The following is a 12,139-nucleotide window of genomic DNA, read 5'->3' as shown; positions in this document are numbered from 1 at the left end:
TCTTGTCCATCCAAAGCAGTAGCAAACAGGGACATCCAGCGCATCGTCTTTTTGGAACACCGATACTTTGAGCATATCTTTGTCAAAGGTCTGATCATAGCTAAAATAAACAACTTCGCAAGATGAATTAGAGCAAAAAGAGTAAGTCGATTCAGCGTGAATAGTTTCTAACGCTGTTGGTTGAAGCAATGCTTTGAGCGTAATCGTTTGAATGCTTTTGCCTTTTTGGTGACAACCAGGGCATTGAGAAGGTATTGTTGGTTTTTCTGTGGATGTTTGACAACAGCTATCCATTTTTTATCACTCCTTATACAGTTTTGAATGTGCGAATAGGTGTAAATCTGGCTTCCTTACACGTACAAGTATCGTTGGCGATAACGATATTTCCCATTCCGTTTAATACAAACACTTCCGTCTTCGGAAAATCGCTAAAATCTCCATAACAAAACGCATCCCATTGTTCTTTACCCTGTACAAACAAATGTCCGGTACTATTGTAGCATACGCAATTAAAAGCAACAATCTTCTAAAAAAGATCCAATAATTAAAACAACCTGGGAGGTACTACAGATGATTCCATTATTTGATGTTAATAAAATTGATATTACACCTTATTTATTTTTCACTGGTAAAGGTGGAGTTGGTAAAACTTCAACAGCATGTGCAACAGCTATATCTTTAGCAGATCAAGGAAAGAAAGTTCTATTGGTAAGCACAGATCCCGCGTCCAATTTACAAGATGTATTTAATACGAAATTAGATATGCATTACAAGGAAATACCGGAAGTGCAGAATCTTTATGTTGCAAATTTGGATCCTGATCAAGCGGCTCAAGAATATAGAGAAAGCGTAGTTGGTCCCTATCGTGGAAAGCTCCCTGATGTGGTCATTCAACAAATGGAGGAACAACTTTCCGGATCATGTACGGTAGAAATCGCATCGTTTAATGAATTTTCTACACTGTTAACGGATAAGAAAATCCAGGCTGAATTCGATCATATTGTTTTTGATACAGCACCAACTGGACACACTTTAAGATTGCTTCAACTACCCAATGCATGGAATGAGTTCTTAGAGGATAGTACAGAAGGAACCACAAGTATGGGATTACTCGCTGGGTTAAACGAACGGAAAGACGTATACGAACAAACGGTGAAGGTATTATCTGATCCCATGCAAACGTCGTTAGTGCTTGTCACTAGAGCAGATACTGCGCCACTACAAGAAGCAGCTCGTGCTTCAAAAGAGTTAGCTGACACGGGAATTCGTAACCAAATGCTTATCATTAACGGGTTATTGAATCATCCTATGTTATCCGATGCTACGGCAGCCGCTTTCGCTACACGTCAAGAAGAAGCTCTAAACCGCATTCCTGAAGCATTAAAGACACTTGCTACATGGGCTGTCCCACTAGTGCCATTTAATATTACAGGTGTAGAAAATGTGCGCAAACTTTTCGACGAAACGCAAAGCATCCCAGATCAAATCTCAGAACTAACGGATGTGAATTATCCTCATCTGACTACAATTCTTGATGATATTATAGAGCGTAATCAAAGAGTAGTTTTCACGATGGGTAAAGGGGGCGTTGGCAAGACAACTGTGGCGAGTGCAATTGCTGTTGGATTAGCAGAACGCGGCAAAAAGGTTCATCTAACAACAACGGATCCAGCTGCTCATCTTGATTATGTCATGCATGAAGATATTAAGACACTCATCTCGATGAGTAAAATTGATCAAAAAGAAGAAGTTGAAAAATACAGAGAGGAAGTCTTAAACAGAGCACGTGAAACTATGGATGAACAAGGTGTTGCTTACGCAGAAGAAGAACTAAATTCTCCGTGTACCGAAGAAATTGCTGTATTTCGTGCTTTTGCTAATATTGTCGAGCGTGCGGACAATGAGATTGTCGTGATAGACACAGCTCCATCAGGTCATACACTACTGCTACTCGATGCTACGGAATCTTACCATAAAGAAATTGCAAATTCTTCAGGTGAAGTCCCTGTATCTGTTCAAAACTTATTACCTCGATTACGGAATGAACAAGAAACAAGTATTGTCATTGTAACTCTTGCAGAGACAACACCGGTTTATGAGGCGGAACGACTGTCTGTGGATCTACAACGTGCTGGAATTACACCAAAGTGGTGGGTTGTGAACCAGAGTATGATCATGACTCATACCCAAGATCCAATTCTTCACACAAGAGCATTGGGAGAACAACTATGGATTCAGCGCGTGAAAGACACATCCGATGGAAATTTCGTTGTTATTCCATTGCATAATCAAGAGATTATTGGTTATCAAGCACTCAAACAATTAGTAACAAACTAAAAATGACCTGGAGGAAGAGAATATGAAGATTTCGGATAGTGCTAAAGTATTCATTGAGAACATCATGAAAGATAATGAAGGAAAGATCCTTCGTATATCCCAAACAAGTTCAGGATGTTGTGACCCAAATGTAAACCTTGCATTGGATGATGCGAAAATAGAGGATCATATTCAAACCATTAATGATATTCAAGTTGTGATAGAGCCAGAGAGAGTTACTATTTTAAACAACATTATTTTAGACTTAGATGAAGGGAATTTAGTGATACTGAATGAAGGATCTAGCTGCTGTTAAATTCCATTATGTAATACTTGCATAATGCAAATAAATAAAGTATAACTAAGGGAAAGGACAGGAGGTAAGTCACTTGGAAAATTTGCGGGATATGTTTCAGATTATGACTCGGAGATTCGGAGTATTGAATAAAGTATGCTGTACAGCGGGTGGAATTGATATCTCTCCCATACAGAGCCACATCCTATATGAAATAGATAAACAGCATAATCCTAACATACAACAAGTAGCCGATACACTTGGAACAGATATTACAACATTTAGCCGTCAGATCCAAACTTTAGTTAAAATGAAGCTTGTACAAAAGACACCAGATCCTAGTGATCGTCGTATCTATGTCCTTTCCCTAACTGTTGAAGGAAAGTTTATTGCTGAAACGATTGATCAACAAATGAATTCATATTTAACGGAAGTATTTTCGCATATGAATGAGTTTGAGCGCCAAACTGTTATTCGTTCTATTCAGTTGCTTAATGATTCTATGGCTAAATCAAAAGTGTGTTGTTCACCATAAGGATATGAAACATTCGTATCGTTGCATTTTGCAAATTCATAACATCTAATCCTCTCGATTAGGGAGGGAATTTTGTTGATTTAGCCAAGGAGTTAGTATACCTTACGACGAATGATCCTGCAGTTTAGATCGATCACATAGCAGCTGAAGATATCGAAGATATGATAACCAAATGTTGTAAGAGGACAAGAACATATACCTTTTGAAATCCGCGCAGGGCGCGGATTTTTTATTATGGCTTAAGCCAGTTGAGTGCGTGAAACGCACGAAACAAAAAACCACCCGCTATGCGGGTGGAGGGAACGAGGGTTTGACCACCAAGACCATTCCGATAGAATTGAGATGTTCAGGCTCAAAGGAAAGGAATGGTCATAGATGGCAATCAAGAGCTATAGTCTAGCTCACACGAAGTGGATATGCAAATACCATATCGTGTTCACCCCGAAGTATAGACGGAAAGAAATATATAATCAAGTGAGGAAAGATTTGATCGAAATCTTCAAGCGTTTATGTAAATACAAGGGGTCGAGATCATAGAGGGTCACTCACATGATGCCAGATCACGTACACATGCTGGTAGCGATACCGCCGAAAGATCGCCGTGTCCACGTTCATGGGATATCTGAAGGGGAAAAGTTCGCTCATGATCTTTGAGAAGCATGCTGGGCTAAATTATAAGTATGGGAATCGAAAATTTTGGGCGGAAGAGTACTATGTAAGCACCGTGGGTTTAAATGAAGCCACCGTAGCCAAATACATTCGTGAACAAGAAGCACATGACCAAGCCATAGATAAATTGAGTGTAAAAGAATACGAAGATCCATTCAGTGACAAAAGGAACAAAAAGAAATAAGCCCGTTTAACGGGTAAGTGAAAATGATAAATTACACTGAGCCTGAACAAATGTGTGGTCAGGCTAGCGTCTTTAGGCGCAGTTTGGCAACAGGGGGTTATACCCCAAGAGCAAACCACCCGTTGGACGGGTGGTCCTGATTTTATGGGTACAAGTTCTTGTCCTTTGCTCGGGACAAGAACTTGTACCCATTGCCAAGAATGGACAAGAGCTTGTTCCTATTACCGTAAACATTTTTTTTGAAAAAGTCGTAAATAAGCGACGATGGTAGTGTATGCAGGGTAAATACAGGCCATTGAATGTTGCGAATGTTTTATGAATAAAAAACTAATTTCCGCTCAGTTAAATCTGGCTCTGATCTTAGATGTATCGAGCGGTCACTTATTGCTTCGACGTCCTGCCGGTCATGGGTAACAAACAGGCAGGTCATCTCCGCTTTCTTTAAGATCGTCCGCAGCTCGGAACGGATCGATTCCTTTAGCCCCGCATCGAGGTTGCTGAAAGGTTCGTCCATCAGCAGAATCGTCGGCTTCTGCGCCAGCGCCCGAGCGAGCGCCACCCGTTGCTGCTGCCCGCCGCTGAGCTCATGGGGATAACGTTCCTTGAATTCGCCAAGCTGGACAAGGTCAAGCATTTCCTCCAGACGCTTGGCCCGCTCTTTTCTCGGAAGCCGGTGAAGGGCGAACTCGATATTTTTCCGGACATTCATATGAGGAAAAAGCGCGTAATCCTGGAATACCATCCCGACACCCCGTTGCTCCGGCTGTACAAAGGTACTTTCATTGACCACAGGAGCGCCGTTAATCCGGATTTCCCCTCCAGCCGGAATCTCCAGGCCCGCGATCAGCCGCAGCAGCGTGCTTTTTCCGTTGCCGCTTGCGCCGACAATGCCGACAATATCCCCTTTTTCAATGGAGCAGGAGAACCGTTCGATAACCGGGGGAATCCCCCGTCCGTAAGAGAACGAAAGATTATGGATTTCTACAATACTCATTTTTCCCACTTCCTGTCTAAGCGATGCATTACATAAACCGAGATGAAGCTGATGAAGATAATAAGCAGAGACGGGATGGATGCTTCGAAAATTTGTTCGTCGTTCGCGTACCGGTAAGCTTTTGTAGCCAGGGTCTCGAAATTGAAAGGTCTGAGTATCAAAGCAAGCGGAAGTTCCTTGCAGATTTCCACAAAGGTTAAGATACAACCGCTCATTACCGCCCCCTTGATCAAAGGCAGATCCACTTTAATAAATGTTTTCGTCATCCCAAGCCCCAGCATCCTGGATGCTTCCGTAAATTTCTGTCCCGTTTTCTCAAATCCGACTTCCACAGCATTGAATCCTGTAGCCATAAACCGGATCACATAGCCCATAACCAGCATGGCCAGGGTTAAACTGAGCACCAGAGGTGTTCCGTTTAATGCAAACTGATGATGAACAGCGGCCCAACCTTTATCCAACTGCAGGAACACGACCAGCACGCCGATGGCAATAATCGCTCCAGGAATGGAGTAGCCGGCGGTTACCGCTTTGGAGAGAAAAAATGAAGCTGTAGAACGCGAACGATTCGCAGCGGCTACAATCAGCGCAAACACCATAATAATCAGTGTGGAAACAGCAGCCACGGACAAGGTCTGATAGACAAGATGGACAAAGTCCCCATTCCACATGGTGTCGAAGGTCCAACTGGCCCATTCGATCAATTGAAGAAGCGGAAACAGGAAAGATGCACACCAGACAATCATACAAAACACGGCTGCCGATATTCCCGGCAATCCGGTAAGTCGTCTTGGCACAAGCGGTCTCGATTTGCTGGTTGTAGAGCTGTAAGCCCGCCGTTTGCGAAGCAGCATTTCGACAAAGAACAGGCCTAGCACAATAATCATCAGCCAGGCGGCAAGGCGCATGGCCGAATCGGCATCGTACATCCCGAACCAGGTCTGAAAAATTGCCGTAGACACGGTCTGTATTCCGAAATAGCTGGTGACTCCGTAATCGCTCAGCACCTCGAACATGACCAGACTGACGCTACCTGCAATGGCCGGCCGGGATAATGGAAGGGCGATACGGATATAAATGGACCAGCCATTTCTTCCAAGCAGCCGGGCGTTCTCAATATAAGAAGCGCTCTGTTTTTCCAGGAACGATTTGGTGATCAGGTATACGTAAGGGAACAGAAACAAGGTGAATACAATAACCGCGCCCCGCATTGAAGAAAACGTAATAAGTTCCTGATCGGGGACGATCCCGAGCCGGTTCCGAAGAGTGGTCTGGACAACACCGGTGTAGCTGAACATCGTGCTGTACGTAAATGCGGCAATATAAGGAGGAATCGCCAAAGGCAGGACCAGTGCCCACCTGAAGAACCGTTTCCCCGGAAAATCAAACACCGCTACTAGCCAGGCTAGCGTGACACCGAGCAGTCCTGTAAGTACGGCAACCGTCATTGTCAGCTGAACCGTCTGGGAAATATAATCCTTGACCAGATACTGCCTGATTTGCACCCAGTTTTCGTTCGGCGGATCAAAGATCGAGAGGAATACGAAAAAAATGGGCAGCAAAATGACTGCTGCCCCCGCTAAGCTTACGATCCGCCAAACGCTAAGGCGTCTTTTTAACTTTACCTTAACTGCGTTTAGATGCATATGTTATTTCCAGCCTGTTTTGTTCATGATCTCAATCGCCTTGGCATTGTGAACGCCCAGTTTGTTGAAATCGATTTGCTGCGCTTTGAAAGTTCCCCAGGTTTTGAGCAGTTCAGGCAGCTCTGTTTTTGCATTTACCGGGAACTCATAGTTTTCATTGGTAACCATGGTCTGCGCTTCTACGCCGGTCAGGAATTCAATGAGCTTCAAGGCATTTTCCGTATTCTTGCTGTGTTTGATTACTCCTGCGCCGCTGATATTTACATGAGCGCCTGTTGTTTCCTGGTTCGGGAAGAATACACCGATGTTTTGCCCGACCTTCACTTCTTCAGGATCATCCGAGTTCAGCAGCAGACCTACATAGTAAGTATTCATAATCGCAACATCGCCCACACCGGCAACGATAGCTTTCGCCTGGTCACGGTCGTTTCCTTCAGGAGTACGGGCCAAGTTGGCAACAAGTCCTTTGGACCACTCTTCAGCGTTCACCTCTCCGTTCAGTTCAATGAATGACGACAGAAGGGACTGGTTATACAAGCTTGAGGAAGGACGGACAAGTACTTTACCTTTCCAAGCAGGGTTTGTCAGATCCTCGTAGGTGGACAGTTGTTCGGGTTTAACCCGATCCTTAGCGTATACAATCACACGGGCGCGTGTGGAAAGTCCGATCCACTCATTGTCGGGATCACGAAGTTCTTGAGGTACGTTTTGATCGATGGTTTCCGAAGTTACCGGCTGAAGCAATCCGGACTGCTTGGCATTGTTCAATACGCCTCCGTCAACGGTAAGGAACAAGTCAGCCTGTGTGCTTTCTCCTTCACGCTTAAGACGCTCAATCAATTCCTCTGCTTTGCCATCGATAAGATTTACTTTGATTCCGCTTTCCGCAGTGAATTTTTCATACAGCAGGGCGTCTACGTCATAACTGCGAGCGGAATAAACATTTACTACTTGCTCAGCAGCCTGTGCAGTTGCAGTTGGCTGGTTCTCCCCCGAGTTAACGGCGCTTGTTTCATTGGTCTTGTTGGCGCCGCAGCCTGCCAACAGTCCGACAGTCAAGATTCCTGTAAGCAATGGAACTAAAAACTTTCTATTCATCATACCAATATTCATCATACCAAAACATCCCCCTGAAATTATAATGATTCTCATTCTCATTCTCATTCTCATTAAGGGATATGATAACTTTTATGATCTCTTTATGTCAATAAAAATAAAACTCAATTATCAAGGAAATTCAAAAAGAAATTGAAAACGAGCATCTTTAGCCACTTCCTTGTTGAATAAATTCCATATATAAGAATTTTATGAGTTTACACAAACTATTCCCGAAATTGCATCCGTTTGACATAGCGAAACTGAGGCAAAGAAGCAAGGATTTGAAGTCATGGTTGGAAAGTTCCATTTGCTACGAGTGAGCGTACTTTCCTTTGAGTGCGTTCGAAGGAGGTTTGTGTCAATTAACAAACACTTGAGTGCATCAATAGAATTGATTCAAGTGCTATCTTTACTGAAGAAATTAAAAATGTTATAGAGAACGAAACTATTAGTAATGCCAGGGCCATAGCTAACTTTTCTTCCAGCATACTTCCACTACTGATAAGAACACCTACGGTTTCACTCCAAATTGGAAAAGCTATAACAGCAGTTAGTGTAACCCCGAACAGCGGGCAGTCATGGCTTCAGCTGCTCGTCACCTACTCGATCAGATAACTAAGATTCCTGGAACTGATGAAAATGGAAAAATCGATGCTGTCGCGCTTGATAAGTGGATTTCTGAAGTTCGTCGCCTATGCCGCCAGTTCGCTCGTGCTGAGAGTGGCGATCAGAGTATTGGCCAATTACTCTCCAAGACTCCCGTTGGGGAAAATGGATTGTGGCCATGTGAAGTAGTATGTGAGGCGATGGAGAGTATTGTATCGTCAGGAATCGAAAAAGGGTTTCATAAAGGTGTTATTAATTCTCGCGACGCATAATGGCTTAGCGGCAAGATATTGTTCAGCGGATATTCGTGTTGAATCAGTTAATCATCCTACATGAGAAGAATAGAGCGGAGCAGATAAAATGGTGTTCAGAATAGTATTTTAAATGAATGAATTTGGACTTTTGGAGTAAAGGTGGGGTAGATCATCCTTATCCTTATGATGTGACTGATGACCCGCTGTGATTAAAATGCTGGTAAATTTAACTTTGACGTTAAATTATGCTACTTAATTTAGGCTCCGATTCTCCCCGGTAGTGCATACTCTGTTACAATTACCCTGTCTAATGATTTCCGGTACGCTCTATGCCAGCAAGGATAGATGTGATGGAGTAGCTTTTCTTTGCTTGAATACAGTATTCAGCAACTTCCGTACAGGCAATCCCGCCAGCTTCGCGGCGTTATGGTTCAGCAGAAACACCTCAGGTATATAATTAAAATTCAAATAGGTTAGCCCACTGCCGATTCCGATTTAAAATTACCGTAATCTAATACATTAATTGGCCCAAAAAAAGCCCTCATTTTTTCCTCTCCTAAGAGGAGAAAGAATTGAAGGCTTTTTGCCGGGATAGTATCTTATCATTTCAAAACAATTGTGGAAATTGTTTTATCACTCCGTCAGTAATTGCATCCGCCATTTCTAAGGCTTCCCTCTCAATTTTGTCAAACACCTGAATACCAGACTTGTAATCTTGATTCAGAATCGACAGCGCTTCTGATTTAGTTAATGCCAGATGTTCATAGAACATTTTCCTGAATTCTTCTTTCGATAAATATGGATTAATGCGGCTTAGAAATTCCACGATCTCGTCTGCGTTAGAGTACCATCTTTTCTCTGCATCTGCCGCGGATTTTTTATCGCCAGCCTTTGCTGCTTTTACAAGATCCGCAGCGATTGTTAAGTGCTCTTTGATCAGATTACTGTATGTTTTCGCTGTACTGTCTCCATAGAAGGGTTTGAGTGAATTCCCCATATCGGTGCGTTTTGGAGGAGACGTGTTAAAACAAAATCGGTGTCAGGTAAATTAAAAATAATACTAATGATAGCCATTCTGGTCCATACAACATGTTGTTCCCATAGTAACAACCCGTCTTGTTAGAAAAGTTGGTACTTGATTTGGAATAATATAAGGTATACCTTGTGTGGAATATCTAAATCCCCAATAAGGATACATACTCTTTAGCCTCCTTTGAATGTGTTCCCACCATATTATGGTTAATACGCCCAAAATGTTCAAAATTCGTAGAGAACAAATACAAGACAAAAAAGAAAAAAGACAAATAATCTTGAGCATAATGGAACAAGCAAGCGCCATATATTTTTGGAAATGAGTAAATCTTAGGGGTTGTGTAAGTAACATTAGTTATTAACAGAATGGGTGGAGGGATTTATTTGTCAGACGCCTTTGTGGCCCGGTCACTAGATGAAATTCGTTTTTGGTCGCGAATTATGAAAGAACACTCTTTGTTCCTTCGATTAGGCTTCAGATGCGAAGATACTCAATTGATCAATGAAGCTAATCATTACCAAGCTATTTTTGAAGACATCGAAAGAAGAGCTCATTCTTTCCAAATGAACACCGATCCTCAAACGATCAGAGAATTTAATGTAGAAGTACACAATGCCGCCGCCCCAGTAGCGGCAGTTAGGAGTCTTTCTCGTGCTATTTGTTTACTCGTGTCCATCTAATTGCAGGAGAGTTTCTGCTTGTGTTCCTAGCTTCATTTGATCGGAATCGCAAGTGCATTCTCTTAACATCATCAATAAAGCCTCCGAGTCTATCCTGAAATCTGTTGACGAGCTAAAGGAAACTATCAGTTTATGTAATCTATAATTATTAGTCATATCCTTCCCTTAAGAACAGTGAGTGGGTCATTTTTTTGATTATCAATAAATACATAGAATGCACATTCTTTCAACATTATATCCACATATAAGTTTACTAGAATATAAATATAAAAAGAAAACAACTTAAATAGGAGGAATACAAATGGATTGGTCTTTATTGCTGTTGTTGATTTGTCCGCTGATGATGATATATATGATGATTGGAATGAAAGGAAGCCATGGTACTGACTCTCGGTCAAACCAATCTATGATGGATTGGACACTTCATCAAGATTTTAATGAGTTAACGGTGGAGAACGAACGGCTGGAAAAACAACTTTTAAGCCTTACCAAATAGCAAATAAAGAGATAGCCCTAAGCGACTTGTGCTTATGAGCTATCTCTTTTGCTGATTATCAAAATCTAATTAATTTCTTAACTAAGAATTGAGTTTATGTCGGTCTGATCCTATATGAAACATTAAACCGGCAACAGCCCCCAGATCTATAGAGAGAAGTGAGCGATAGCTTTGGTTCAATTGAATTAGGTCTTGCCGCATATCCAAATATGCAGACCATGAACCTAATTTGATGTTACGGCCAAATAGAAGGTTATAGCCGTTTAAAATCGCTGTATTGAAGGGTGGAAACAAGGTGGGGTGAAGGAAATATAAGATGTTAGCTGATGCGGGACCTAAACCTTTAATACCTAGATTGTCCAAGTGGTTAATCTCATCAAGGATATCTTTTTCTTCATGGGTCTGAGAAATCTGTTTTAAAAAATGTCCAAACGCAAGTTGATGTTCATCATTTTCATAAATATCGGGGATTCCAAGCTTTGGTTTCCAATAAAAAGCGTGAGCTGCTCCTTTGAAAACTTGCTTTTGTTTGCATATCGCTTCCATCACAAATTCAAGTGAAGAACCTTTAAAGTCGTTTCCAAACACCCTCGCCAGACAGCTCGAAGAGATTCTGGCTGAAGTTGAGCGTTTACTGTGACAAATTCCGGGCACTGGGGAGATGCTTACCGTGCCGGCGTGGCTGTAGTTACGTTGGCGGGATTTCTTGCGGAAGTGGGGGATCTAAGCGGTTACGAGTATAGACAGCAGATTATTCGGCTGGCCGGACTGAACCTCAAAGAGAACAGTTCCGGAAAGAAAAAAAGCAAGTCAGAGGGTAAGCCGTCAAAAGAAGGTGTGGATATCCAAAGTGCGATCACAGGAAGTATCCATGGGCTGGGGACAAAGTTCCCCAATCTCTATTCCCGCCACCGGCTTCACCAGAAAATATTGTCATCCTTACATGACTTCTCCATCTCTCAACAAGTCAATGGCTGAAAATCTAAGAACGAATGAGCAAACAAGAGAAAATATTAATTTATAGTGGGAGTGATAAAAAATGGATAACTGTTGTCAAACATCCGTTGAGAAGCCAACAACACCTTTACAATGTCCTACTTGTCATCAAAAGGGTAAAAGTATTCAATTGATTACACTCAAGGCTATGCTTCAACCAACCGCATTAGAAACCATCAACCCTGAATTACCTTACTCTTTTTGCACTAATTCATCTTGTGAAGTTGTATATTTTAGCGATGTGCAGACCTTTGGCAAAGATATGCTCAAAGTATCGGTATTCCAAAAAGACGATGCATTGGATGTACCTGTTTGCTACTGCTTTGGATGGACAAGA

The 12,139-nt window shown here is 42.2% G+C and carries 9 protein-coding genes and 6 pseudogenes; 9 read left to right on the top strand and 6 right to left on the bottom strand.

Going from position 1 to position 12,139, the window contains the following annotated elements:
* Positions 1 to 294, bottom strand: a pseudogene (locus CA598_RS32035) (putative iron-sulfur cluster-binding metallochaperone); the annotation flags it as partial.
* A 276-nt stretch (positions 295 to 570) separates the two neighbouring features.
* Between CA598_RS32035 and arsA the strand changes: the two are divergent.
* The 4 genes and pseudogenes from arsA to tnpA all read left to right on the top strand — a co-directional run bounded on the left by arsA (position 571) and on the right by tnpA (position 3,999).
* Positions 571 to 2,337 carry an arsenical pump-driving ATPase gene (gene arsA, locus CA598_RS29645; RefSeq protein ID WP_094878796.1) on the top strand — a complete coding sequence of 589 codons (1,767 nt, stop codon included), beginning with the start codon at positions 571 to 573 and terminating at the stop codon, positions 2,335 to 2,337.
* A gap of 22 nt (positions 2,338 to 2,359) precedes the next feature.
* Positions 2,360 to 2,632: a hypothetical protein gene (locus tag CA598_RS29640; protein ID WP_094873117.1), complete on the top strand. Its 273-nt coding sequence runs from the start codon at positions 2,360 to 2,362 to the stop codon at positions 2,630 to 2,632.
* A 73-nt stretch (positions 2,633 to 2,705) separates the two neighbouring features.
* The gene (locus tag CA598_RS29635) at positions 2,706 to 3,146 is read left to right on the top strand and encodes a MarR family winged helix-turn-helix transcriptional regulator (RefSeq protein WP_094873115.1); all 441 of its coding nucleotides are present in this window, start codon (positions 2,706 to 2,708) and stop codon (positions 3,144 to 3,146) included.
* Positions 3,147 to 3,521: 375 nt separating this feature from the next.
* A pseudogene (gene tnpA / locus CA598_RS29630) lies at positions 3,522 to 3,999 on the top strand (IS200/IS605 family transposase).
* A 313-nt stretch (positions 4,000 to 4,312) separates the two neighbouring features.
* On the opposite strand, the gene CA598_RS29625 reads toward tnpA, so the two are convergent.
* The 3 genes from CA598_RS29625 to CA598_RS29615 are packed head-to-tail and all read right to left on the bottom strand — an operon-like array spanning position 4,313 to position 7,740.
* Positions 4,313 to 4,993: an ABC transporter ATP-binding protein gene (locus CA598_RS29625; protein ID WP_038592528.1), complete on the bottom strand. Its 681-nt coding sequence runs from the start codon at positions 4,991 to 4,993 to the stop codon at positions 4,313 to 4,315.
* Positions 4,990 to 6,639 carry an ABC transporter permease gene (locus tag CA598_RS29620; protein ID WP_094873114.1) on the bottom strand — a complete coding sequence of 550 codons (1,650 nt, stop codon included), beginning with the start codon at positions 6,637 to 6,639 and terminating at the stop codon, positions 4,990 to 4,992. The genes CA598_RS29625 and CA598_RS29620 overlap by 4 nt, the downstream gene beginning before the upstream one ends.
* A gap of 3 nt (positions 6,640 to 6,642) precedes the next feature.
* Positions 6,643 to 7,740 carry a Fe(3+) ABC transporter substrate-binding protein gene (locus tag CA598_RS29615; RefSeq protein ID WP_094873149.1) on the bottom strand — a complete coding sequence of 366 codons (1,098 nt, stop codon included), beginning with the start codon at positions 7,738 to 7,740 and terminating at the stop codon, positions 6,643 to 6,645.
* A gap of 575 nt (positions 7,741 to 8,315) precedes the next feature.
* On the opposite strand from CA598_RS29615, the gene CA598_RS29610 reads away from it, so the two are divergent.
* Positions 8,316 to 8,615, top strand: coding sequence for a hypothetical protein (locus tag CA598_RS29610; protein WP_094873112.1), 300 nt, complete (start codon positions 8,316 to 8,318; stop codon positions 8,613 to 8,615).
* 589 nt (positions 8,616 to 9,204) lie between these two features.
* Here the strand turns inward: CA598_RS29610 and CA598_RS29605 are convergent.
* Positions 9,205 to 9,701, bottom strand: a pseudogene (locus CA598_RS29605) (acetylglutamate kinase); the annotation flags it as partial.
* 294 nt (positions 9,702 to 9,995) lie between these two features.
* Here CA598_RS29605 and CA598_RS29600 point away from each other — a divergent pair.
* Positions 9,996 to 10,271 (top strand): annotated as a pseudogene (locus tag CA598_RS29600) (DUF2935 domain-containing protein); the annotation flags it as partial.
* 340 nt (positions 10,272 to 10,611) lie between these two features.
* Positions 10,612 to 10,806 carry a DUF2933 domain-containing protein gene (locus tag CA598_RS29595; RefSeq protein ID WP_094873110.1) on the top strand — a complete coding sequence of 65 codons (195 nt, stop codon included), beginning with the start codon at positions 10,612 to 10,614 and terminating at the stop codon, positions 10,804 to 10,806.
* A gap of 81 nt (positions 10,807 to 10,887) precedes the next feature.
* Here the strand turns inward: CA598_RS29595 and CA598_RS29590 are convergent, their stop codons facing one another.
* Complete coding sequence (locus CA598_RS29590) at positions 10,888 to 11,394, bottom strand: hypothetical protein (RefSeq protein ID WP_256989973.1); 507 nt, start codon at positions 11,392 to 11,394, stop codon at positions 10,888 to 10,890.
* A 4-nt stretch (positions 11,395 to 11,398) separates the two neighbouring features.
* On the opposite strand from CA598_RS29590, the pseudogene CA598_RS33530 reads away from it, so the two are divergent.
* Both CA598_RS33530 and CA598_RS29580 read left to right on the top strand, forming a co-directional pair.
* Positions 11,399 to 11,619, top strand: a pseudogene (locus tag CA598_RS33530) (transposase); the annotation flags it as partial.
* Between the two features lie 226 nt (positions 11,620 to 11,845).
* A pseudogene (locus CA598_RS29580) lies at positions 11,846 to 12,139 on the top strand (putative iron-sulfur cluster-binding metallochaperone); the annotation flags it as partial.

Origin of the sequence: Paenibacillus sp. VTT E-133291 (genome assembly GCF_002264395.1) — a bacterium.
Lineage (GTDB): Bacteria > Bacillota > Bacilli > Paenibacillales > Paenibacillaceae > Paenibacillus_AQ > Paenibacillus_AQ nitricinens.
Note: the sequence above shows the minus strand (reverse complement) of the source record. Positions and strands in the feature narration are given on the sequence as shown.